24 protein-coding genes are annotated in these 23,626 nt (G+C 65.6%); 20 read left to right on the top strand and 4 right to left on the bottom strand.

From position 1 onward, the window contains the following. Positions 1-214: 214 nt before the first annotated feature. The 4 genes from prfA to ABD243_RS20205 are packed head-to-tail and all read left to right on the top strand — an operon-like array spanning position 215 to position 3,781. Positions 215-1,288 (top strand): peptide chain release factor 1, encoded by a 1,074-nt coding sequence (gene prfA, locus ABD243_RS20220; protein WP_091256683.1) that lies wholly within the window; start codon positions 215-217, stop codon positions 1,286-1,288. Positions 1,289-1,306: 18 nt separating this feature from the next. Further along, positions 1,307-2,203: a peptide chain release factor N(5)-glutamine methyltransferase gene (gene prmC, locus ABD243_RS20215; RefSeq protein ID WP_344368187.1), complete on the top strand. Its 897-nt coding sequence runs from the start codon at positions 1,307-1,309 to the stop codon at positions 2,201-2,203. A 22-nt stretch (positions 2,204-2,225) separates the two neighbouring features. Continuing rightward, positions 2,226-3,017, top strand: a complete 792-nt coding sequence (locus ABD243_RS20210; RefSeq protein ID WP_344368186.1) for an L-threonylcarbamoyladenylate synthase — start codon at positions 2,226-2,228, stop codon at positions 3,015-3,017. Further along, positions 3,014-3,781, top strand: a complete 768-nt coding sequence (locus ABD243_RS20205; protein WP_344368184.1) for a WecB/TagA/CpsF family glycosyltransferase — start codon at positions 3,014-3,016, stop codon at positions 3,779-3,781. Before ABD243_RS20210 ends, ABD243_RS20205 begins: the two co-directional genes overlap by 4 nt. Before the next feature lie 46 nt (positions 3,782-3,827). Here the strand turns inward: ABD243_RS20205 and ABD243_RS20200 are convergent, their stop codons facing one another. Next, positions 3,828-4,724 (bottom strand): glycosyltransferase, encoded by an 897-nt coding sequence (locus ABD243_RS20200; RefSeq protein WP_344368183.1) that lies wholly within the window; start codon positions 4,722-4,724, stop codon positions 3,828-3,830. A gap of 308 nt (positions 4,725-5,032) precedes the next feature. On the opposite strand from ABD243_RS20200, the gene ABD243_RS20195 reads away from it, so the two are divergent. The 13 genes from ABD243_RS20195 to ABD243_RS20135 all read left to right on the top strand — a co-directional run bounded on the left by ABD243_RS20195 (position 5,033) and on the right by ABD243_RS20135 (position 17,365). Next, entirely contained in the window at positions 5,033-6,157 is a 1,125-nt protein-coding gene (locus ABD243_RS20195; protein ID WP_344368182.1) for an MraY family glycosyltransferase, read from the top strand. Between the two features lie 117 nt (positions 6,158-6,274). After that, positions 6,275-6,760: a Cg1360 family ATP-synthase-associated protein gene (locus ABD243_RS20190; protein ID WP_344368181.1), complete on the top strand. Its 486-nt coding sequence runs from the start codon at positions 6,275-6,277 to the stop codon at positions 6,758-6,760. Between the two features lie 88 nt (positions 6,761-6,848). Continuing rightward, positions 6,849-7,103, top strand: coding sequence for a hypothetical protein (locus tag ABD243_RS20185; RefSeq protein WP_344368203.1), 255 nt, complete (start codon positions 6,849-6,851; stop codon positions 7,101-7,103). A 91-nt stretch (positions 7,104-7,194) separates the two neighbouring features. Next, positions 7,195-7,995 (top strand): F0F1 ATP synthase subunit A, encoded by an 801-nt coding sequence (atpB, locus tag ABD243_RS20180; RefSeq protein WP_116766910.1) that lies wholly within the window; start codon positions 7,195-7,197, stop codon positions 7,993-7,995. Positions 7,996-8,132: 137 nt separating this feature from the next. Continuing rightward, positions 8,133-8,351, top strand: a complete 219-nt coding sequence (gene atpE / locus ABD243_RS20175; RefSeq protein WP_003804776.1) for an ATP synthase F0 subunit C — start codon at positions 8,133-8,135, stop codon at positions 8,349-8,351. 49 nt (positions 8,352-8,400) lie between these two features. Next, a complete protein-coding gene (locus tag ABD243_RS20170; protein WP_116766911.1) occupies positions 8,401-8,952 on the top strand; it encodes a F0F1 ATP synthase subunit B in 552 nt (183 codons plus the stop codon). Continuing rightward, positions 8,952-9,776 (top strand): F0F1 ATP synthase subunit delta, encoded by an 825-nt coding sequence (locus ABD243_RS20165; protein WP_344368179.1) that lies wholly within the window; start codon positions 8,952-8,954, stop codon positions 9,774-9,776. The genes ABD243_RS20170 and ABD243_RS20165 overlap by 1 nt, the downstream gene beginning before the upstream one ends. An 87-nt stretch (positions 9,777-9,863) precedes the next feature. Next, entirely contained in the window at positions 9,864-11,501 is a 1,638-nt protein-coding gene (gene atpA, locus ABD243_RS20160; protein ID WP_091253590.1) for a F0F1 ATP synthase subunit alpha, read from the top strand. 76 nt (positions 11,502-11,577) lie between these two features. Further along, a complete protein-coding gene (locus ABD243_RS20155) occupies positions 11,578-12,471 on the top strand; it encodes a F0F1 ATP synthase subunit gamma (RefSeq protein WP_091253400.1) in 894 nt (297 codons plus the stop codon). A gap of 81 nt (positions 12,472-12,552) precedes the next feature. Beyond that, positions 12,553-14,007 (top strand): F0F1 ATP synthase subunit beta, encoded by a 1,455-nt coding sequence (atpD, locus tag ABD243_RS20150; RefSeq protein ID WP_091253402.1) that lies wholly within the window; start codon positions 12,553-12,555, stop codon positions 14,005-14,007. Between the two features lies 1 nt (position 14,008). Next, positions 14,009-14,293, top strand: a complete 285-nt coding sequence (locus ABD243_RS20145) for a F0F1 ATP synthase subunit epsilon (protein WP_091253404.1) — start codon at positions 14,009-14,011, stop codon at positions 14,291-14,293. 10 nt (positions 14,294-14,303) lie between these two features. Further along, the gene (locus ABD243_RS20140) at positions 14,304-14,735 is read left to right on the top strand and encodes a DUF2550 domain-containing protein (RefSeq protein ID WP_091253406.1); all 432 of its coding nucleotides are present in this window, start codon (positions 14,304-14,306) and stop codon (positions 14,733-14,735) included. Between the two features lie 5 nt (positions 14,736-14,740). Continuing rightward, complete coding sequence (locus tag ABD243_RS20135) at positions 14,741-17,365, top strand: bifunctional lysylphosphatidylglycerol flippase/synthetase MprF (protein ID WP_344368177.1); 2,625 nt, start codon at positions 14,741-14,743, stop codon at positions 17,363-17,365. Between the two features lie 203 nt (positions 17,366-17,568). Here ABD243_RS20135 and ABD243_RS20130 read toward each other — a convergent pair whose 3' ends face one another. Both ABD243_RS20130 and nucS read right to left on the bottom strand, forming a co-directional pair. Next, positions 17,569-17,772: a cold-shock protein gene (locus ABD243_RS20130; RefSeq protein ID WP_011692441.1), complete on the bottom strand. Its 204-nt coding sequence runs from the start codon at positions 17,770-17,772 to the stop codon at positions 17,569-17,571. A 289-nt stretch (positions 17,773-18,061) separates the two neighbouring features. Beyond that, positions 18,062-18,757 carry an endonuclease NucS gene (gene nucS / locus ABD243_RS20125; protein WP_116766621.1) on the bottom strand — a complete coding sequence of 232 codons (696 nt, stop codon included), beginning with the start codon at positions 18,755-18,757 and terminating at the stop codon, positions 18,062-18,064. A 65-nt stretch (positions 18,758-18,822) separates the two neighbouring features. Between nucS and ABD243_RS20120 the strand changes: the two genes are divergently transcribed. Then, complete coding sequence (locus tag ABD243_RS20120) at positions 18,823-19,185, top strand: ATP/GTP-binding protein (protein WP_116766483.1); 363 nt, start codon at positions 18,823-18,825, stop codon at positions 19,183-19,185. Positions 19,186-19,234: 49 nt separating this feature from the next. Beyond that, positions 19,235-20,062 carry an alpha/beta hydrolase gene (locus ABD243_RS20115; protein WP_344368175.1) on the top strand — a complete coding sequence of 276 codons (828 nt, stop codon included), beginning with the start codon at positions 19,235-19,237 and terminating at the stop codon, positions 20,060-20,062. 75 nt (positions 20,063-20,137) lie between these two features. Here the strand turns inward: ABD243_RS20115 and ABD243_RS20110 are convergent, their stop codons facing one another. Further along, a complete protein-coding gene (locus ABD243_RS20110) occupies positions 20,138-21,439 on the bottom strand; it encodes an AI-2E family transporter (RefSeq protein WP_344368174.1) in 1,302 nt (433 codons plus the stop codon). Positions 21,440-21,646: 207 nt separating this feature from the next. Here ABD243_RS20110 and ABD243_RS20105 point away from each other — a divergent pair, with 207 nt between their 5' ends. Continuing rightward, positions 21,647-23,599, top strand: a complete 1,953-nt coding sequence (locus ABD243_RS20105; RefSeq protein ID WP_344368173.1) for a hypothetical protein — start codon at positions 21,647-21,649, stop codon at positions 23,597-23,599. Positions 23,600-23,626: the final 27 nt, after the last annotated feature.

Below are 23,626 nucleotides of genomic sequence, written 5' to 3'. Positions count from 1 at the left end.
TTTCCGCCCCCGCCCCTTCGCGTGGAGGCTCGATCCTGCGGATCTGAGCCTCCACGCTTCGGCAGGCCCGATGCCACTCCCGGGGCGGAAAACCCGCGCGGCGCAGGGGCCGATGCGCCCGCTCACTGTGGCGGCAAAAACCGAACGGCTTCGCTGTTTGCCCACCTTCGCTGTCGCGTTACTAGACTTGAGAGAGTCGAAAGAGGTTTTGAAAATGTTTGAGTCCGTACAGGGCCTGTTGGATGAGCATGACGCTATCCAGGCCCAGCTTGGGGATCCTGCTGTCTATGCTGACCAGCGGCTGGCCCGGAAACTGGGGCGGCGTTCTGCTCAGCTGAACGGCATTGTGGAGGCCTACCACCGCTGGGAAGGCATCCGCGATGACCTGGCCGCTGCCAAGGAAATGGCGGACGAGGACCCCGAGTTCGCCGCTGAGGTACCCGAGCTGGAGGCTGCGCTGGAGACGGCTGCGGCCAAACTGCGCCGGCTGCTGATCCCGCGCGACCCGGACGATGCCCGCAACGTGATCCTTGAGGTCAAAGGCGGCGAAGGCGGCGACGAGGCTGCCCTGTTCGCCGCGGACCTCCTGCGGATGTACAGCCGCTATGCGGAATCCCGCGGCTGGAAGACCGAGATCATCTCCGCCACGGAATCGGACCTTGGCGGCTACAAGGACGTCCAGATGGCCGTCAAGGGCAACTCGAACGACCCCGCAGAGGGCGTGTACGCGCGGCTCAAGTTCGAAGGCGGCGTCCACCGGGTCCAGCGCGTCCCCGTGACCGAGTCCCAGGGCCGCATCCACACCTCGGCCGCCGGCGTGCTGGTGCTCCCCGAAGTGGACGAGCCCGAGGAACTCGAGATCAACCAGAACGACCTCAAGATCGACGTCTACCGGTCCTCCGGTCCCGGCGGGCAGTCCGTGAACACTACCGACTCGGCCGTGCGCATCACCCACCTTCCCACCGGCATCGTCGTGGCCATGCAGAACGAGAAGTCGCAGCTGCAAAACCGCGAAGCCGGCATGCGCGTGCTGCGCGCCCGCATCCTGGCGCACCAGCAGGAGCTGATCGACGCCGAGAACTCTGCCCAGCGCAAGTCGCAGATCCGCACCATGGACCGCTCCGAGCGCATCCGCACCTATAACTACCCGGAAAACCGGATCGCGGACCACCGCACCGGCTACAAGGCCTACAACCTGGACCAGGTCATGAACGGTGACCTGGAACCGGTCATCCAGTCGGCCATCGAACTGGACGAGCAGTCCAGGCTCGACGCCATCGGCGAATAGGCCCCGGGGCACCACGTGATGACAGCAGGCAATGGTCCCAGCCTTGCGGAGGCCGTCCGCGAGGCGACCGAGGTCCTGGCCGCGGCCGGCGTGCCCAGCCCGCGCGTTGACGCCGAGCTCCTGGCCGAGCACCTGCTCGGCGTCGGGCTCGGCCGGCTGCGCGCACTGATGCTCGGCGACGCCCCGGCACCGGAGGGGTATGCCGACCTCGTCGCCGAACGGGCGCAACGGATACCGCTGCAGCACATCACCGGCGTGGCGCACTTCCGCTACCTCGAACTCGCCGTTGGCCCCGGCGTCTTCATTCCGCGGCCGGAAACCGAATCCGTGGTGCAACTGGTGATTGACCGGCTGCAGGGCATGGCGCACCCCAAAGTGGTGGACCTGGGCACCGGATCCGGTGCGATCGCAGGCTCGATCGCGCACGAGATCCCCGGCGCCGAGGTCCATGCGGTGGAATACAGCGTCTTCGCGCACGCCTGGGCGGCGAAAAACCTGGCTCCCCTTGGCGTCCACCTCGTCCGCGGCGACTTGCGCGACGCGCTGCCGGAACACAACGGCACGTTCGACGTCGTCGTCTCCAACCCGCCCTACATTCCCGCTGAAGCGATCCCGAACGAACCGGAAGTGGCGCTGCACGACCCGCCCGAGGCGCTGTACGGCGGGGGAGCGGACGGCATGGAACTTCCGACGGCGGCGGCCGCCTCGGCTGCCCGGCTGCTGGTCCCCGGCGGCTACTTCGTGATGGAGCACGCTGAAGTGCAGTCGGAATGGATCGCCGCGATGCTCACCCGCACCGGGAAATGGTCCGAGGTGACGACGCACCGGGACCTCAATGGCAAGGACCGTGCGACCAGCGCTGTGCTGACAGTGTCAGATCTGACAGCGTCGGCAGACACCGTCCGAATCGTGTGACAAGTGATGAAAGAATAGGCCAGTGACGACTAGCTACGATTGCACGGCAGCTGAGCAGCGCGCCGCAGGACTCGAACACGCCCAGCGGGCCATCCGTGAGAACAAGTGCGTGGTCTTCCCCACGGACACGGTCTACGGCATTGCCGCCGACGCCTTTTCACCCCTGGCCGTGACCCTGCTGCTCGCGTCCAAGGGCCGGAGCCGGAAGATGCCGCCGCCCGTGCTGATCCCCAGGCTCAATGCCCTGGACGGTCTGGCCACGGAAGTTCCCGCTGAGGCGCGGCGGTTGGCCGAGACTTTCTGGCCCGGCGGCCTGACCCTGATCCTGCATGCCCAGCCGTCGCTGGACTGGGATCTCGGCGAGACCAAGGGGACTGTGGCCCTGCGGATCCCGGCTGACGAGATCGCGCAGGACCTCCTGACGCTTACCGGACCCCTTGCCGTGTCCTCCGCCAACCGCACAGGGCACGCGGCGGCGCAGACCGCCGCGGACGCCGAAGCCCAGCTGGCCGAATCCGTGGAGGTCTACCTTGAGGGCGGCCCGCGGCCCGCCGGCGGCGCCGAGGCCCTCGCCTCGACCATCGTGGACGCGACCGCCCTGCCGTTGCGCGTGGTCCGCCAGGGAGCCATCAGCCTCGAACGCCTGCGTGCCGTGGTTCCGGACCTCGTGGACGTCGGCGGCAACGCCCCGGAAGCTGCTGCACCGGTGGACGGCTCCGAGGCTGCGGCGTCTGTGGACGCCGACGCCGTTGCAGCCGAGGCAGCTGTCCCTGAGCCCGGCGACGCGCCGGGCGCGGGATCCGGCTCCGCATGACGCTGGAGCGCCAGCACGTCCCCTTCCTCGACGTCGAGGCGACCCCCCTCACGGTCTCAGAGCTGACCGCTGTCCTGAGCACGTACGTCGCCGAGGGCAGCACCCGCATTGTGGTGGGACACAACCTGCACAGCGTGACGCTGCTGCACTCCGACCCCGCCTTCCGGTCGTTCTACCAGCGCAGCGACGTGGTGCTGATCGACGGCGCCCCGGTGCTGTGGCTTTGGGCCAAGACCGGCGAAGACGACGACGGCCGGGGCCCGGTGATGGACTACCGTCTGGGGTCCACCGACTGGATTCCCGCCCTCGGCAACGTCGAGGGCCTCGAGCGGATTGCCGTGATCGGCGCAGGCGCCGTGGCCAACGCCGGCGCCGTGGCCAGGCTGCGGGAAATCGTTCCCGGCGCGCGCGTCGACGGCATGCCCGGCGAAGGCTGGAACCGGGACCTTGAGGAAAGCGCCATCGAATGGCTCTCCCGGCTACGTCCGCAGCTTGTGCTCCTGGGCCTGGGCATGCCGCTGCAGGAACAAGTCCTGGCCCGGCGGCGTGCCATGCTCCCGCCCGCCGTCTACTGCGCCGTCGGCGGAGCCATTGAACAGATTGCCGGTGTCCAGAAGCTGGCCCCGCGCTGGATCGGGCGGCTCGGGCTCGAATGGGCCTGGCGGCTCATGCTCCACCCGCAGCGGGTGGCCTACCGGGTGTTCGGCGAGCCCTGGGTGCTGCTCGGCCTGCTGCTGCGCCGGCGGCTGCGCCGGCAGCCTTAGCGCGGCGTCCGTAGCACGGCCGTAGCGCCGGCGGACCCGGCAAGGGTCAGAACTTCTGGTCCTCCAGGGGGCCGAAGCCCTTGCCGCGGAGCCCGGTGGAAAAGGCGCGGAACCAGTCGGCGAGGCCGCGGACGTCGCCGCTGCGCAGGAAGTAGCCGAGGTAGCCGCCTACGTCGGCAATGAAGGACTTGACGCGGAAATGGCGGCGGATCATGTAGCCGCGGTTCCGGTAGTAGAAGTAGCGCTTGAAGGCGGAGTCCGGGACGATCACGTGCCACCGTGCGCCGAAGACGTGCTTGGTTTCGGAAAACGCGTGCGGGTGGGTGATGGCGGCGGTGGTGACGGTGCCGAAGCGGATCCCGGCCTTCCGAAGCCTGAGCGTGAAGTCCACCTCGTCGCCGCGGATGAACAGGCGCATGTCCGGCAGGCCCACCTTGAAGAAGACATCGGAACGGATCAGGGCGCCGTTGAAGAAGTGCCCGTCGCCGGGCAGGAACCCGACCTTCTCCACCTCCGCGCGCTCGTGCGTGACCTTGCCGTTGAGGCGGAAGAAGAAGGACAGCCGGTCCGGGTGGCCGGGGGCCACCACGAGCGGGACCACGGCGTCCAGGTCCCGGGCCTGCGCTTCGCGGAGCAGCGTGGCGAGGCATTCCGGGTCGGCGGGCTCGGCGTCGTCGTCCATCATCCAGATCCAGTCAGCCCCGCTGGCCACGGCCTTGAGGATGGCCAGCGAAAAACCGCCGGCGCCGCCGAGGTTGGCCTCGGACCGGACGTAGTCCACGTTGGCGTGCCGGTCGGCGACATCCTTGGAGGGCACGGTGCCACTGTCGACGAGGCAAATGGAGCGCACCGCAGCGGTCTGGTTGTTGATGGCGTCCAGCAGGACTGCCAGCTCCCGGGGACGGTCGAACGTCACGGCAGCGACTGCAACCGAGGGGGTCATCGCGGGGTCCTTTCAGCACGACCGTCAGTGGTTTTCCCGCCGGCGGAGGGCCGTGTGACGCGAAGACAGGTGGCCGTTGGCATTAGTATCTTGACTAGAGTCCACTGTAATACAGCCCTGTCAGGCACTACGCACTGCCTGCCCTGTGCACGGCGACGGAGAAGTTTCATTTTTCGAACGACAGTTCCACGGCAATTGAATCCACCCCATATCCGCAGCTCACCGGTGCCTCCGGTGCTGCGGAGCATGCCGCCGGGTCATGCCTTCGCCTGTGATTGTGCCGATGGCTCAGGACTGGTGGTCTTCCCGTGATCATGTATCTGCTCATGATGCTGACGGCAGCGATCGTGAGCTACGCGGCCACATGGGGTGCCCGGCTTGTGGGCAACAAACTGGAACTTTATTCACCGATCCGTAGCCGCGACATGCACTCCAGGCCGATTTCCAGGCTCGGCGGCCTCGGCATCTTCGCAGGGGTCCTAGTGGCCCTGGTCACGGCGAGCACATCGTTCTTCGTCAAGGACATTTTCCGCAACAACACCGCGCCCTGGGGGATCCTTGCCGGGGCCACCGTGATCGTGCTGGTCGGCGTCGCGGATGATCTGCTGGATCTGCGATGGTGGGTCAAACTGATCGGCCAAAGCGCCGCGGCGCTGGTCGTGGCCATCTGGGGAGTCCGGATGACGATCATCCCGTTCATCCCGGAACCGTTCGTGATTCAGAACGAGGCCGTGAGTATCGTCCTGACGGCCGGGCTGATCGTGACCACCATGAACGCGTTCAACTTCATCGACGGACTGGACGGCCTCGCCGCGGGAGTGGCGATCATCGGGGGAGCGGCCTTCTTCCTGACGGCCTACTGGGTCCACCGGACGGCCGTCCTGCTGGACCGCTCGGACCTGGCCACCCTCCTGACGGCCATTGTGGTGGGCAGCTGCGTCGGCTTCCTGCCGCATAACTGGTTTCCCTCGAAGATCTTCATGGGTGATTCCGGGGCCATGCTGATCGGCCTGCTGATGGCATCGGCAGGCGTCGTGTCCACCGGTCAGATCAGCTCCGGGCTCTACGACCGGGCCAACGGCATTCCCACGATCATCCCGATCCTCCTGCCGTTCGCCGTGCTGTTCCTGCCGCTCCTGGACCTGTGCCTGGCCGTCGTGCGGCGGACCGCGCTGGGCCGCTCGCCGTGGTCGGCGGACCGAGGGCACCTGCACCACAAACTTCTCGACATCGGCTACTCCCACCGCAGCGCCGTGGTGCTGATGTACCTGTGGACCTGCATCCTGGCGTTCGGCGGCCTCGCGTTCGCGATCTTCCCGTGGCACATAGTGCTCGCCGTCGATCTGGCGGCCGCCGCAATCATGGCCGTGGTGACCGCCTGGCCGTACCTGCGGCAGCGCGGGCCGGGGCAGATCGCCGGCACGCCGGAATAGACCGTGACGCTTCGCTCACAGGAAATTTTCAGAATAATTTCTATCTAATGTAGAATTCAGTGGCGGTGCTTCGCCGCCCACCAAGACCTGTACTACGCACGCGACGATTGGGATCTGATGACCTCCAACGCCGAACCGGAATCCGCTTCCGGCAACGGACCCGTTGGTGTCTCCGGCCCCACAAAATCCCTGTGGCTGAGACTGCTGGCCATGGGTTCCGCTGCGTCCGCCGCCGCCCTGCTGCTGACCGGCGTCACCGCCTTCTTCTTCAACGGCGCCGTGGGATTCTGGTCCTCCCTCTTCGGGGGAGCCCTGGTGATGGCGTTCTTCGCCATCAGCCTCGCGGTGGGCCACTTCGTCGGCCGCAACAACCCCTCCGGAGCGATCGGACTGTTCGTCGCGACGTATTTCGTCAAGGTCGTCGGCTTTGCCGTGGTCCTCTTCGTCATCGGAGCTCCGGCCTGGCTGCACGGCCGCTGGTTCCTGATCGGCGCCGTCGTGACCGTGGTGTCCTGGCAGGCGGCCGAGATCTACGGTTTCAGCAGGGCCAGGCTCCAGATTTACAACGATCCCGAACCCCGAAAAGGCGGCACCGATGTTTAGCCGCAAAACCGGCCGCAAGCCGCTTGCCGGACCGTCTCATAAGGTCGCCAAAACACCCAAAACCACAGCCGGTGCCCCCGGTGTATCCATGGACGGCAGCGACGGCGGATACAACGCCGGAATCGCCGTCTTTAGCTACATTGTTGGCGGAATCATCGTCTGGAGTTTGATAGGGTGGGGACTGGATAATCTGTGGGGAACCCGCTGGATTGTGCTCGCAGGCGCTCTGCTTGGAGCTGCGGGAGGGTTCTATCTTTCTCATATGCACGGCCTCACCAGTAACAGAACTTCAGCTGATGACGGCAATGCTGCACGTGGCCCGTCCCAGGACGAGGAACAGTAATGCCAAATAATTTCACAGGGGGAGAGGCGGGCAGCAATGTCGCCGGTCCCCGCCCAACGCCCAATGATGGACACTGCAGAGAGGAAACGCGTTGATCGCGCTTGCGCTCCCGGCCCAAGATTCTGGAACCTTCACGCCTCCTGGAATTGAAGAACTTCACCTGCCGGCTATCATCCCGTGGGGTGCAGCCGAAGGATTTTCCAAGCAGATGCTGCTGGTAATCCTGTCGGTTGTCATTATCGCTACATTCTTTGTGATCGCTGCGCGGAAGCAGCAGCTCGTTCCCGGCAAGCTGCAGTTCGCAGGCGAGGCCGCCTACAGCTTCGTCCGCAACGGCATCGCCAAGGACATCATCGGCGGCAGGGACTTCATGAAGTATGTCCCGCTGCTGTTCAGCTTGTTCTTCTTTATCCTCGTCAACAACATCTACGGCGCAATCCCCGTGATCCAGCTTCCGACCTTCTCGCACGTCGGCGGCGCCTACGTGCTGGCAGCGATCGTGTACATCACCTGGATCGCCGTCGGCATCAAGAAGAGCGGCCTGAAGTACTTCAAGCTGGCCACGGTTCCGTCCGGCGTCCCGTGGTACATCCTCCCGATCGTCGTCCCGATCGAGATCATCTCCAACTTCCTGGTCCGCCCGGTCACGCACAGCCTCCGTCTGTTCGCTACCATGCTGGCCGGCCACTTGATCATGATGATCTCCGGTGCGGGCATTGAGTTCCTGGTAATGCAGGAAAATGTCCTCCTCAAGGGCGCGTCCGTACTCGTCCTTGGCGGCGCCATCGCCATGTACATGCTCGAAGCGCTGATCATGGTGCTGCAGGCCTACGTCTTCACGCTGCTGACCGCGATCTACATCGAAGGCGCGCTGCACGCCGACAGCCACTAGGCACAGCGCCGCAGGGCGTACCGCCGCAAGGCTCAGCGCCTGAGGCACACGGCCGGCGGCACAAAAAGACTTCCCCTCACGGGGATGAAGCAACCCAAACAACCTGCCACATGGGTGGCATCTTGAAAGGAAGAAAAATGGAAGGCTCCATCAACGGCTCCCTCAACCTCATCGGCTACGGCCTCTCCGCCATCGGCGGTGGTATCGGTGTGGGTCTCGTGTTCGCCGCCTACATCAACGGTGTGGCACGTCAGCCGGAAGCCCAGCGCGTCCTGCAGCCGATCGCATTCCTCGGCCTCGCGCTGACTGAAGCCCTCGCCATCCTTGGCCTGGTCTTCGCGTTCGTTCTCAAGTAAACAGAACAAACCGAACATCCAGAACCGAGTAGATAAGGACGGGTGAAATATGCATCAAGCGATCATCTCAGCCGCCACCGAAGGCGGTACGAACCCCCTCGTTCCCAATCCTTGGGAGATGCTTGTCGTCTTCGCCGGCTTTGCTGTCCTCATGTACATCGTGGTCAAGTACGTTGTCCCGATGTTCGAGAAGACCTTTGCAGAGCGGGCCGAGGCCATCGAGGGTGGCATCGCCAAGGCTGAAAAGGCCCAGGCCGAGGCCTCCGCAGCACTCGAAGAGTACAAGCAGCAGCTCACGGATGCCCGCACCGAAGCCAACCGCATCCGTGAGGAAGCACGCGCCGAAGGTGCCCAGATCCTGGCCGAGCTGAAGGAGAAGGCGGCAGCCGAGTCCGCCCGCATCACCGCACAGGCTCACACGCAGATCGAATCCGAGCGCCAGGCGGCCGTTGTGTCCCTCCGCGCGGAGGTCGGCACGCTGGCCACGACGCTGGCGAGCCGCATCGTCGGCGAGGCCCTGAGCGACGACGCACGGTCGGCCCGAGTGGTGGACCGCTTCCTGGCAGATCTGGAGAACCAGAACGCGGGTGTAGCTAAGTAATGGCAGGTGTATCGAGCGAATCGCTGGCCGCTGCGCTGGCGGCCCTGGAAGCCAAGCTTCCCTCCGCGTCGCTGCAGTTGGCAGAAGAACTCTTCGGCATCCTGGGTACGGTGGACAGCTCGGCTGGCTTGCGCCGCGCCCTGACTGACCCGTCCCGCAGCGGTGACGAAAAGTCGGCGCTGGTCAAGCAGCTCTTTGGCGGGAAAGTTTCCGCCGACGCTGTTGAGATCGCGGGCGGACTGGCCAGCTCCCGCTGGGCATCGGCACGGGATATCGGCGATGCACTCGAGACTCTTGCCGCTTCGGTGGTCATCGCTGTTGCCGAGAACAAGTCGGCAGTCTCTGCCTCCGGACTCACCGGACTGGAATCGCTGGAGAACGATCTGTTCGCCTTCAACCATTCCGTCGAGTCCAGCCACGAGGTCCAGCGCGCTCTGTCCGAGCCGCAGGCCAGCCCGGCCGCCAAGGTGACCCTCGCCGAGAAGCTCGTACCTGGTGCGAGCAAGGAAGCGAAGGTCCTGATCGGACAGGCCGTCACGGCTCCGCGTGGTCTCAAGGTCACCAGGCTCGTTGGCCGCTTCGCCGAGCTTGCCGCCAAGCGCCAGCAGCGCTGGATTGCAACGGTCAGCGTCACCCGTCCGCTGACGGAGACCCAGACCAGTCGCCTGCAGGTGGGGCTGAACGCCCTCTACGGGCGCGAGCTCAAGATCAACATGAACGTTGATCCTGCACTCATCGGCGGGATCCGGATCCAGGTGGGGGATGAAGTGGTTGACGCTTCCGTCCTCGGCCGATTGGGTGAACTCCAGCGTCAGCTTGCTTAGCTAGCCGGACAAGCACAACCTAACGACAAGAAACCCCGGTCATCGTGTGCAACGATGATCACGAAAACAGGAGAGCAGGGACTGCAGATGGCCGAATTGACCATCAACGCCGACGACGTCCGTATTGCGTTGAACGAGTTCGCGGCGTCCTACGAACCCGGAAACGCAGAGCGCGTAGAGGTCGGCCGTGTAACAACCGCAGGTGACGGCATCGCCCGTGTTGAGGGCCTTCCCTCGGTCATGGCGAACGAGCTGCTTCGCTTCGAAGACGGCACGCTGGGCCTGGCCCAGAACCTCGACGTCCGCGAAATCGGCGTCATCGTACTCGGTGACTTCACCGGAATCGAAGAGGGCCAGGAAGTGCACCGCACCGGACAGGTTCTGTCCGTGCCGGTCGGCGACGCCTTCCTCGGCCGCGTGGTTGACCCGCTGGGCCAGCCCATCGATGACCTCGGCGAGATCAAGGCCGAGACCACCCGTGCCCTGGAACTCCAGGCGCCCGGCGTGACCCAGCGCAAGTCGGTTCACGAGCCGATGCAGACCGGCCTGAAGGCCATCGACGCGATGATCCCGATTGGCCGCGGCCAGCGTCAGCTCATCATCGGTGACCGCCAGACCGGCAAGTCGGCAATCGCGATCGACACGATCATCAACCAGAAGGCCAACTGGGCTTCCGGCGATGTCACCAAGCAGGTCCGCTGCATCTACGTCGCCATCGGTCAGAAGGCGTCCACGATCGCGGCCGTCCGTCAGACCCTTGAGGACAACGGCGCCCTGGAATACACCACGATTGTGGCTTCCCCCGCGTCCGACCCCGCAGGCTTCAAGTACCTGGCACCGTACGCCGGCTCGGCAATCGGCCAGCACTGGATGTACGGCGGCAAGCACGTCCTCATCGTGTTCGATGACCTGTCCAAGCAGGCCGAGGCCTACCGTGCAGTGTCACTGCTGCTGCGCCGCCCGCCGGGACGCGAAGCCTACCCGGGCGACGTCTTCTACTTGCACTCCCGTCTGCTGGAGCGTTGTGCCAAGCTCTCCGACGAGCTCGGTGCAGGCTCGATGACCGGCCTGCCGCTGATCGAGACCAAGGCGAACGACGTTTCCGCCTACATCCCGACCAACGTGATCTCCATCACCGATGGCCAGATCTTCCTGCAGTCGGACCTCTTCAACGCCAACCAGCGCCCCGCTGTCGACGTCGGTGTGTCCGTCTCCCGCGTCGGTGGCGCCGCCCAGGTCAAGTCCATGAAGAAGGTCTCCGGTACCTTGAAGCTGGAACTGGCCCAGTACCGCGACATGCAGGCCTTCGCCATGTTTGCCTCGGACCTCGACGCAGCATCGCGCCAGCAGTTGACCCGCGGTGCACGCCTGATGGAACTGCTCAAGCAGGGCCAGTACTCGCCGTTCCCGGTCGAGAACCAGGTCGTCTCCATCTGGGCCGGCACCAACGGCTACCTCGACGACGTTCCGGTTGAAGACATCAACCGCTTCGAGACCGAGTTCCTGGAGCACCTCAAGCACAAGTCCTCCATCCTGACGACCCTGGCTCAGACCAACGTCATGGACGATGACACCGCAGAAGCACTGAAGACCGCGATCGTGGACTTCAAGAAGGGCTTCTTCGGCGAGGGAGACAACCTCCTGGTCGGTGCGGGGCACGAGGAGCACGCCCCCATCGGCGAGGATCAGGTCGACCAGGAAAAAATCGTCAAGCAGAAGCGCTAGTTTCGCTGGCAGGGACTGCCGGGACCCGCACGGGTTCCGGCAGTCCCGGCCATCGGGATCTTAGGAAAGGATAAGTATGGGAGCCCAGATCCGGGTCTACCGCCAGAAGATCAGCTCGACGACGTCGATGCGCAAGATCTTCAAGGCGATGGAACTGATCGCTACCTCGCGCATCGGCAAGGCCCGCGCACGCGTAGCAGCTTCACTGCCTTACGCAAACGCGATTACGCGTGCCGTTTCTGCTGTCGCAAGCCAGAGCGAAATTGACCACCCGCTGGTCACCGAGCCGGCGCAGATCCGCCGGGCCGCCGTCCTGGTTATTACCTCGGACCGTGGCCTCGCAGGATCATACTCGGCGAGCGTCCTCAAGCAGGCCGAAGGCCTCAACGAGCTGCTCCACGAGGAAGGCAAGGAAGTCAAGACGTTCCTGGTCGGCCGCAAGGGGCAGGCGTACTTCGACTTCCGGAACCGTCCGTACCACCGCGTATGGACCGGCAACACGGATGCACCGGAGTTCGCGACCGCTCGGGAAGTCAGCGAGGCACTGCTGGCTGACTTCGCCGCCGCCTACGAAGAGGGCGGCGTCGACGAAATCCACGTCGTCTACACCCGCTTCAAGTCGATGGTGACCCAGGAGCCGACGGTCGTCCGTCTGCTGCCGCTCGAAGTTGTCGAAGAGACGGCCGCGTCCGAATCGGACCTGCTGCCCCTCTACGAGTTCGAGCCGGAAACGGAGCAGGTTCTCGATGCCCTGCTGCCGCGCTACATCGAATCACGTATCTTCGCCGCCATGTTGCAGGCAGCAGCTTCCGAGCTCGCAGCCCGCCAGCGGGCGATGAAGTCCGCCGGCGACAATGCGACGGACCTCATCAAGAAGTACACGCGTCTGCGCAACACTGCCCGCCAGGCTGAAATTACGCAGGAGCTTTCCGAAATCGTGGCCGGTGCCGACGCGTTGAACGCGTCCTAGCCAGCCCGGGTCCGGATCCAGCTGTACCTGCACTAAAAGATAAACTTAACCCCACGCCATCTACTGAGTGAAGTGAGAGAGATGACTGCCACTGCTACCGAACACGTAGCCGCAACGTCCGGTGCTACCGGCCGTATTGCACGTGTTATTGGCCCGGTTGTCGACGTCGAATTCCCGGCTGACGCAATCCCCTCGATTTACCACGCACTCACCACCGAGATCACTCTCAACGGTGAGACCAAGACCATCACCTTTGAGGTTGCCCTGCACCTGGGCGACAACCTCATCCGTGCCATCTCCCTCCAGGCCACCGACGGACTTGTCCGCGGTACCAGCGTGGTGGACACCGGTGCCCCGATCTCCGTGCCCGTGGGCGACGGCGTCAAGGGACACATCTTCAACGTGCTGGGACAGCCCCTCGACGTTGCCGAGTCCGAACTCCAGATCACCGAACGTTGGCCGATCCACCGCAAGGCTCCCGCCTTCGCGACCCTGGAAGGCTCCACGGAGATGCTGGAAACCGGCATCAAGGTGATCGACCTCCTCACCCCGTACATCAAGGGTGGCAAGATCGGTCTGTTCGGTGGTGCCGGCGTCGGCAAGACCGTGCTGATCCAGGAAATGATCACCCGTGTTGCCCGCAACTTCGGTGGCACCTCGGTGTTCGCCGGTGTCGGCGAGCGTACCCGTGAAGGTAACGACCTCTGGGTCGAAATGGAAGAGGCAGGCGTCCTCAAGGACACCGCCCTTGTATTCGGCCAGATGGACGAGCCGCCGGGAACGCGTCTGCGCGTGGCACTGTCCGCCCTGACCATGGCGGAGTACTTCCGCGATGTGCAGAACCAGGACGTGCTGCTCTTCATCGACAACATCTTCCGCTTCACCCAGGCAGGTTCCGAGGTCTCCACCCTCCTCGGCCGCATGCCCTCGGCCGTGGGCTACCAGCCCAACCTGGCTGACGAGATGGGTCTCCTCCAGGAGCGCATCACGTCCACCAAGGGCCACTCCATCACCTCGATGCAGGCCATCTACGTTCCCGCAGATGACTACACCGACCCGGCTCCGGCCACGACCTTCGCACACCTCGACGCGACCACGGAACTTTCCCGTGAAATCGCCTCCCGTGGTCTGTACCCGGCCGTTGACCCGCTGACGTCGACCTCCCGCATCCTGGATCCGCAGTACATCGGCCACGACCACTACAACACGGCCGTCCGCGTCAAGCAGATCCTGCAGAAGAACAAGGAACTTCAGGACATCATCGCCATCCTCGGCGTTGACGAACTTTCTGAAGAAGACAAGATCGTCGTGTCGCGTGCACGCCGCATCCAGCAGTTCCTCTCACAGAACACCTACACCGCCAAGCAGTTCACCGGCGTCGAAGGCTCCACCGTGTCCATCAAGGACACCGTTGAAGGCTTCACCGCGATCTGCGACGGCGACCTCGACCACGTAGCAGAGCAGGCGTTCTTCAACGTCGGCGGCCTGGACGACGTCGAGCGCCAGTGGGCCAAGATCCAGGAACAGACCAAGTAATATGGCTGAGCTTGAGGTTGAGATTGTCGCAGCGGACCACTTCGTGTGGTCCGGAGCGGCCAAGATGGTCAAGGCCCGCACCAGCGATGGTGAAATCGGAATCCTGCCCGGCCACTCGCCCCTGCTGGCGATTCTGGCCGAAGGTGAGCTGGCAATCGAGCCGGTGTCCGGTGACCGCATCTCTGTAGTTGTTGATGGCGGGTTCTTCTCCGTCGACAACAACAGGGTGGTCATTGTTGCTGACAACGCCCAAATGGGCGAAGCGGCTACTGCGGGGATCCGCTAGCACGACCTTGATGAACGATATTGGTTTGCCGTTCATCGTCCTGGCAACTGCGTTTGCGTTGCTGGTCTTTGCACTGTGTCTTTCGGGGGTGCGCCGCTTCAATCTGCGGCGTGCCCTCGGCACGGTGGACGCCTCCATCTGCACGGCTGGAAAAAGCTGGCAGATGGGGGTTTGTCGTTATCAGGACAACGAGCTCGAGTGGTTCCGGCTGGTCTCACTGAGTGTCCGTCCCAAGCACACCTTCCGGCGCAGCTCACTGGAGCTGCTGGGCCGGCGCAAGCCCACCGAATCAGAGCTCCTCAAGGTCCAGCCTGACGCCGTGATCGTGGAGCTTCGCTACGAAGGCCAGGAGGTCCTTCTTGCGATGCGGTTCGACGCCTACACGGGATTGTCTTCCTGGCTTGAGGCCGGACCGGTCATCGGCGTCGGCACCTGGCGCTAGCGCCTGTGGACGCATCATGGCTGGGCGTCTGGAAGCAGGGCGTGCGCCGGACGCTGGCGCATTTCCGGGCTGTACCGTTCACTCTGACAGTCCTCACGGCCTTCCTTGCCATCGGGGCGCTCACGGGCAGTTTCCTGTCCGGGCCGCCGCACGCGTTGCTGCCCATTGCTTCCGTCAGCGCCCCGGGCCTGAAGGCAGGGCACTGGTGGTCGCTGTTCACCTCCCTGTTCTTCGCCACCAATCTGCTGGCCTACCTCGCCGCGTCGCTCATGATCCTGCTGCTGCTGGGCCTCGCCGAGCGGCATCTGGGCACGCTCCGGACGGCCGTGTTCTTCTTCGTGGGCCAGTTCGCGGCTGTGACCCTGTTCCTGCTGATCACGCAGCTTGCCCGGTACCTCGGCGACGGCTGGCTGGGCCTCATGGTCAGCGCCCGGTTGATCGGCCCCTACGCGGCCGTCCTTGCCGTCGTCCTGGCGGCCAGCGCGCTTCTGCCGACGCTATGGCAACGACGCCTGCGGACCGCCGTCGTGTCCGTCTCCCTACTGCTGGTGCTTTACGTGGGCCATGCGGAGACTGTGGTGGGGCTCTGCGGGGCACTCGCCGGCCTGGCCGCGGGCTGGTGGATCCAGGGCGACCGGGGCACCCTGCACCGCCACCGTTCAACGGGACGGGAAACGCGGAACCTGCTGGCCCTCACGGTGACCATCTTCGCGGTGGGACCGATCCTTACTGCCGTTGTCAGCAGTCCCACCGGGCCCCTTGCCTTGTTGCGCGACGTCGTGCTGAACCCGTTGCCCACGCTGAGCCAGCTGGAGGAAAACTGCGGCGGTACCGTTGACGTCAACTGCCTGGAGGCCGGCCGTGCCGGTTTCGCCGGTCCGCTCGGCCTCGCGCTGGCGGTCGTCCCGGTGGTCCTCCTGCTGATCTGCGCGGACGGCATGCGGCAGGGCCGCCGGCTTGCCCTGCGGATCGCCATCATTGTCCAGCTGGGGGTGACGGCCCTGGCCGCCGTGTACCTCGCCCTGTTCGCCCGCATTCCGCACTATCCCAACCGGCCCGGCCCGGCCGTGATGGGCTCAGGCTTCGTCCACGTCCTCCCGCTCGTGGCCGTTCCGCTGCTGGTCGTGGTGCTGCTCTGGTTCAACCGGCGGCAATTCAGGGTGGAGACGGCTCCGCAGGCACGGCGGACCCTGGCCCTTGTGGTCGGCGGCACGTGGCTGGCGCTCACCGGCGCCTACACGGGGGCGTGGCTGGCGGCCGGCGGGATGGACCGCGACGGCGGACCGCTGGGCCTGGTGGCGGAACTGGCCCGGCAGTACCTGCCGCTGCCCATTCCCGGCGCCTACAGCCGGCTGTTCCAGAACCGCAACGCCGTCGAGGCCTTCTTGTTCGCCTATGCCGGCATCATCTTCTGGGGCGTCGCCCTGGCCGCGGTCTGGCTGGTCCTGCGGCGGCGGCTTCACGGTACCGGGATGAACAGTACCGACGTCGGTTCCTGGGACCGGGACACGGCCCGTGAGCTCATCCGCCAGGGCGGCGACTCGCTGTCCTGGATGGCGCTCTGGGAACCGAACAAATACTGGTTCACGCCGGACCGTCGCGGCGGGATCGCCTATCAGCAGCACGGCAACGTTGCCCTGACGCTGGCCGGACCGTTCGGACCCGCGGCGCTCCATCAGGAGACCGCGGCCGGCTTCATGCGTTACTGCGCCGAGAACGCCCTGATCCCGTGCTTCTACTCCTGCACCGACGGTCTCTGGCCGATGCTGAGTGCCCGTGGCTTCCGCAGGGTGGCCGTGGCCCAGGAAACCAGGCTTGCGGTGCGCGAACTCGAGTTCAAGGGCAAGCAATGGCAGAACGTCCGCACAGCCCTGAACCGTGCCGCGAAGACCGGCGTCCGGGCCGTCTGGGGCCGCTACAGCGGGTTTCCGGCCCCGCTGCGCGCCCAGCTCAGCGAGGTCTCCGAAGAATGGGCGGCTCAAAAGCACGTCCCCGAAATGGGTTTCACGCTCGGCAGCATGGACGAGCTCGACGACGACGAGGTGCTCTGCTGCCTGGCCGTGGACGCCGCGGGACGGGTGCACGGCGTCACCAGCTGGCTGCCGGTGTTCGAGGACGGGCGGATCGTCAGCTGGACCCTGGACTTCATGCGCCGGCGCGGGGACGCTTTCCCCGGCGTCATGGAGTTCCTCATCGCCTCCGCCGTCCAGGAGCTCAAGCGCACCGTGGAGGTCATCTCCCTGTCCGGCTCACCGCTGGCCAAGGACCGCTCCGGAGACGATGCGGGGGAGCGGGAAGGCGACGACGGCGGCGGTGCCTTGGGCGGTGGCCCGGGGGGAGGAAGCACGGGGGACGGCGACGCGGGGCCGGGGGACGGCGGACGCGGCGACGCGGGACCGGAGGGCCTGGCCGGAATCCTCGACGTCGTGGGCCGAGCCCTGGAGCCGGTCTACGGCTTCCGGTCGCTGGCAACCTTCAAATCGCGCTTCAAACCCGACTACCGCACGCTGTACCTGTATTACCAGGATCCGCTGCAGCTGCCCGCGATGGGCAGGGCCCTGAGCCGGGCGTACCTTCCCGGGTTATCCGTCCGGCAGAGCGCACGCCTGCTGCGGACCCTGGTGCGCTAGCGCATTTGCGGCGCGGCAATTCGGACGAGCATTGGTTCCGCCGCAGCGGCGCCCGCGCAAAAGCAGTGCGGCCGAAACAGGGAGCCCAACAATGCAGGGCGCCTAACAATGCAGGGCGCCCAACAATGCAAAAAAATGATCCCCGGCACTAATGCCGGGGATCATTTATTGCGGGAATTGCCGTAGCAGTTCCCTGCGGGAGACTAGACCAGCGTCACGCCGGTAGCCTGGGGGCCCTTGGCGCCCTGGCCGATCTCGAACTGAACGCGCTGGTTCTCGTCGAGGGTCTTGAATCCGCCGGTCTGGATCTCGGAGTAGTGAACGAAGACATCGCCATCGGAGTCATCCGGGGTGATGAAGCCGAAGCCCTTTTCTGCGTTGAACCACTTGACGGTTCCCTGTGCCATTTGTTTCTCCTCATTGTGGATCTTGAATAAGTCCGGCGCACTTCACACCGGCCTTGGTCACTCTGCGAGAAGAACCTTGGCTTCGGGCCCGGATCCCGGACCGTGGCGGCAGGAGCTTCACGCTCGCAACATGTCTTGCGAGCATGAAAAAACACCTACACAAAGACTCGTATAAGAATTTCATGACACTTGCGTCAGGTCAACGGGCGCAAGCGAGAATTGCATAAATTTTGTGCAAAGAATCCCTTAACGCGAATCTGCGCCCGGAAAAGCCTGCCGCGGGGCGTACTCAGAAGAGCCGGGACTCGCTGTCGTCAACGCCGCGCATGGCGTCGTAGTCCAGGGTGACGCAGTCAATTCCGCGGTCCTTGGCGAGGACCTTGGCCTGCGGCTTGATCTGCTGGGCCGCGAAGATCCCCCGGACCGGTGCCAGTAGCGGGTCCCGATTGAGCAGTTCCAGGTAGCGGGTGAGCTGTTCGACGCCGTCGATGTCACCGCGCCGCTTGAGCTCAATGGCCACGGTGGCGCCGTCGGCGTCCCGGGCGAGGATGTCCACCGGGCCGATCGCGGTGAAGTATTCGCGGCGGATCAGGGAGAACCCTGTGCCGAGCAGTTCAATCTGCGCGGCCAGCAGCCGCTGGAGGTCCGCCTCGACGCCGTCCTTGATCAGGCCGGGATCCTGGCCCAGTTCGTGGGAGGTGTCGTGCAGCTGCTCATGGATGTTGATGATGAGCCGGTCATCGGTCTTGGCGGACTGGACCGTCCACTGCTCGATGACGCCGACCTCGACGTCGACCTCGTCCGGGGTGGAGACCCGCAGCGAGGCAGGCGGGCTCATCCAGTTCAGCGGCTTGTAGGACCCGCCGTCGGAATGGACCAGGACCGAGCCGTCGGCCTTGACCAGCAACAGCCGGGTGGCCAGCGGGAGGTGGGCTTTGAGGCGGCCGACATAATCGACGGAGCAACGGGCTATGACTAAACGCACCCGGTCCACTCTACCGTCTGTGCCGGCGGAGCAGGGAGGCAGCCGGGCTGGGGCAGAATGGAACCATGCCACGTTCCAACCGACCCCGTCGCACAGTGTCAGGAAAGACCGTGTCAGGAAAATCAGGCTCCGGTGCCAAACACGGAGCCAGGAACGGTCCGGCGCCGGAACTTGATCTGGAGCGCGCACGCTCGGGTTTTGCCCGCCGGGAGAGCGCACCGGACGGCGAATGGATGGTCCGCTCCATCACCGCAAGCCGTGCCGAGAAAACCTACATCTGCCCCGGCTGCTCCACGGCCGTGCTGCCCGGGATCGCCCACCTGGTGGTCTGGTCCGAGGACCACCTCTTTGGCGCCGCCGCTGGCCTCGCGGAGCGCCGGCACTGGCACAGCAACTGCTGGCGGTCACGGACGTACTGGTACCGCTGACGGGTAGGGGTAACAGGTATCGCCAAGCGTTATAGCTAAGCTTGTCAGCATGACTTTTGATCCGGCGTCGTACGTCTTCACCCAGCCGTCCGCGCCCACCCCCATCCGCGCTTCCACCGTCCTGCCGGCCCGCCGCGAGAACGTCGAACTCCGGACCTCGGACGGACACCGCCTGGTGGGCGAGCTGGCGGTCCCGGAATCGGGCGAGATCAAGGCAACGCTCATTACGCTGCACCCGCTGCCGACGCACGGCGGCTTCATGGACTCGCACGTCTACCGAAAGGCGTCCTACCGGCTGCCGGCCCTGGCCGGGATCGCCGTGCTGCGCTTCAACACCAGGGGCACGTCCTCGCCGCGGGGGACCAGCGGGGGCGCCTTCGAGGAAGGCGTCGGCGAGCGGCTCGACGTCGAGGCCGCCGTTCGGTTCGCAGTGGACCGCGGCCTGCCGAACCGATGGCTCGTTGGCTGGTCCTTCGGTACCGAGCTCGCCCTCATGTACGGCGCCACGGAGCCGGTGGCCTCGGAGATCGGGGGGGCTGTCCTGCTCTCACCCCCGCTGCACCGGGCCACGGACGTGCACCTGAAGGAGTGGGCCGAGGCCGGCAAACCGATCAAGGTGCTGGTCCCCGAACACGACGACTACCTGCAGCCCGCGGCGGCAGCGGAGAGGTTCGCCGTCGTCCCGCAGGCCGTAGTGGTAGGCGTCGAGGGCGCCAAGCACCTGTGGGTGGGGGAAAAGTACGCCGGGCGCGTGCTTAACGAAATCGTGGACGAGGTCCTCCCTGGACGCGCCGCGAGAGGCAGTGCCGGAACCGGAAGCGCCGGAACCGTGCTGCCGCAGGAATGGGACGGGCCGGTGGCCACGGCGCACGCCTGATCAAAACCGCACCGGAAAAGGACAGCCGCACCGTGGATCCACGGTGCGGCTGTCCTTTTCCGGTGTGAAAACGACTTAGCGGTTGTCCTGGCGGGCGATGAAGATCTCCTTGAGCAGCAGTAGGACCGCCGCCGCAGTGGGGATGGCGATCAAGGCGCCGAGCACGCCGAGCAGGCTGCCGCCGGCGATGACCGAGATGACGGCGACGGCACCGGGTACTGCCACGGCTTTCTGCATGATCCGCGGCGAGATGAAGTAGGCCTCGAACTGGAGGTAGGCGAAGTAGCAGATGGCGAACACGAGCGCCGTCTGCCAGCCGGCCGTCAGCGCAACGAGTGTCACCAGGCAGCCGGCAATCATGCCGCCCACGAGCGGGATGAACGCCAGTAGGGCCACGACGAACGCGAGCAGTGTTCCGAACGGCACGCCGATGATCGACATCACGATGAAGGCGAAGGTGGCGTTCAGTACCGCCACAGCGGCCTGGCCGATCACGTAGTTGCCCACCGAGCCGGTGATTTCCTCCGACAGGGCTTGAACCCGGTGGCGGCGCGAGCGCGGCGCGAGCCGGTAGCCCCATTTCTTCATGGCGGGCAAAGCCGCGAGGAAGTACAGGCTCAGGACCAGCACGATCAGCGCGCCGAACAGCCCGTTGGCCACCGTGGAGCCGAAGCCCACAACGCCGCCGAAGATTCCGCCCATGGCATCCGGGTTGTTGACGAACTTCTCGAGCTCCTGCGTGATGCGGTCCCGGATGCCGAACTGCTGGTCAATGCTCCGGAAGAAGTCCGAGTCAACGAACTCCTGGACCCACTTCGGCGCCTGCTGCACAATTTGCGTCACCTGCTGCACGATCGTGGGGATCAGGGTGGCAAAAAACGCCGCGACCGCGAGGGCCAGGGTGGCAACGGCCATGAGGATGCCGGCGGCCCGGGGGACGTTCTTGCCTTCGAGCCAGCGCACCACCGGGTCCAGTCCGAGGGTGATGAACAGCGCCGTGACGATCCACAGGAGCAGCTGGGTGGTATTCGAGCCGATCCAGTAGACCAGGAGTGCGACGCCTACGCCCACCGTGCCCATGAAGCCCATATATAGGGGATGCTGGGCGGACATCCGGGGGCCGGGGCTGCCGAAGCGTCCGGCGTCACCGGCCTCGGCTGCCCCTTCGTCCCCGGCCTCGTGCTCCGGAGGCATTTCGAAGCGGAGCCGCGGCTGGGCTCCCGGCAGGGGCTGACGCAACCGCCGGGCCAAGGACAAAAGCACGCCGGCGGCGGCCACCCGGGGGCGGGAGGCAATCGGCTGCGGGGCAGGTTTCTGGCTGCCGGATTCCTGGGCTTCTTCCGGTCCTGCGGAGGACGAATCCGTATCTTCAGTCACTGCGGTGAATGCCCTTAATTCTCTGCGGCGCCATGGCGGCTGCGCTGGTGTGATGATCACCGCAAACACTATCAGCAGGCTTGTCAGCTCAAGGGCGGGGCGCCGGCGCGGGGGCCCCGGACGGGGGCGGGCCGGGCCGCCGATCTGACTCGCGGGTAACAAAACGGTTACTATTGAAGCTACGTGTCCGCTGATGATTGGTGTATTTTGCGTTTCAAGACTGCAGTCGCCCTGGTGCTGCTCGGCCTCCTGACACTGCTGGCTGGAATTGGCCAGAAGACCTTTTGGGCTCCTCCGGAGACCATCACGGCCACCGCTCCGGCCGGTACTGCGGCGCCGCTGACCGTCTTCGACGAGAAGCTGAGGACGCTGCACCCCGGGACCGTGAAGATCAACGTCAAGGGCGAGGGCAGCTTCATGCTGGCGGCAGGACGCCCGGACGACGTCAACGCCTGGGTGGGCAAGACCGCGCACAACACGGTCGCCGGCGTGTCCGACGACGGCACGGCGCTGCAGCTGACGCATACCGACGGCGAAGCAACCGCGCCGTCGCCCGCCGGATCGGATCTTTGGGTCACCACCGAAAACGCCAGCGGTGAAATGAACTATTCCTGGAACGCGCCGGCAGACGGCGACTGGTCCCTCCTTCTCGCAACGGACGGCACCAAGCCCGCCCCGAGCACCATCACGATGACCTTCCCGAACGACACCTCCACGCCCTGGGCCATTCCGTTCATGGTGCTCGGCGGCCTGCTGATCATCGCCGGCGTGGCACTGCTGGTCCTCAAGCCCAAGGCCGGCAACCGGAGCTCCGGCACCCCGACCGGCGGGGGTGAAGGCAGCCCGTTCGCCCGCCGCGCGCAGGCCAAGGCCGCGGCACGCCGCGGGAGCCGGGGTTCAACCGGCGGCACGCTGCCGGCCGGCCCTGGAGAGACTGCCCCCGACACCGCGCCGCAGCCGGCCACGCCTGAAAAGACCGCGCCTGAAAAGACCACGCCTGAAAAGACCACGCCGGAACAAACCGTGCGTGAACAAACTCTGCGTGAACAAACTGTGCCCGAGCAGAAGCGGGGTGCCCGCACCGCACGCCGAACCGGCGTCGTGGTTGCCGTGTTGACGGCCGCCGCCGTCACCGGAACCTCCGTGGCAGCCCAGGCCAGCCAGACGCCGGTCCCCTCGCCGAGCGCCAGCGCCCCGGCATCCAGTGCTCCGGCTGCCAGTGCCCCTGCCTCCGCCAGTGCGACTCCGGGCACCTCCAGTCCGGACCAGGCCGCCGATGCCCCGGTACTCCTGGACGCCCAGTTCCGCCGCGTCCTTGAACAGGTTGCCGGTGCCGTCGATGCCGGCGACGCGGCCAAAGACGCCGCCAAGCTGCAGCCGCGCGTGGCACAGTCCGAGCTCGAGGTGCGTACGCAGAATTACAAGATCCGGTCCCAGGTGGGCTCCTACGAGGCCCGGATGCCGGTCCGCTCCACGAAGCTCCTGACCACCGTGGTCACCAACAAGCGCAGCTGGCCCCGGTCCGTCATGGCCGTGACGCAGGGCGAAGGCAACGTTGTCCCGCAGGTGCTGACCCTGACGCAGGCCTCCCCGCGGGATAACTACAAGCTCGTCAGCAGCACGCCGCTGCAGCCCGGAGCCACGTTCCCGGCGATCGGGCGGGGCGGCACGGAGACGCTGGCACCCTCAGACAAGTCGGGCCTGCTGTACAGCGGCGAGGAAGCGCTCGCCGGGCTGGGTGACCGCCTGACCAAGGCCGACTCCGCCTTCAAGGACAAGCTCGTCGAAGGCCAGTCCTCCCCGTACATCGCCGACACCCTCGCCTACCAGGCCGACGTCGTCACGTCCGGCGTCAACGGCACCTTTGCCTTCACGCACAAGGTAGCCCCCGAGAACACTGTCGTGTTCCGTACGGCCGACGGCGGGGCGCTGGTCCTGGGCCGCCTGAACTTCTCCTTCGACGGCACTCCGAAGGCCGAGGGAGACAAGCTCACGATCGGCGACGACGCGGCTGCCCTGGCCGGCGGCAAGGAGACGAGCACCGGCATGGTGCTCAACTTCGCCGAGTCGGTGGCGGTCTATGTTCCGCCGGCCGGGTCCAAGGATCCGATGAAGCTCGTGGCCGCCACCCGCGGCCTGGTCGGGGCGGCTTTCAAGTAGCCGCCACCGGCGGCGCGGGTGGCGCCG

It is taken from the genome of Arthrobacter humicola (assembly GCF_039531445.1).
In the GTDB taxonomy this organism is placed as follows: Bacteria; Actinomycetota; Actinomycetes; order Actinomycetales; family Micrococcaceae; genus Arthrobacter; species Arthrobacter humicola.
Note: the sequence above shows the minus strand (reverse complement) of the source record. Positions and strands in the feature narration are given on the sequence as shown.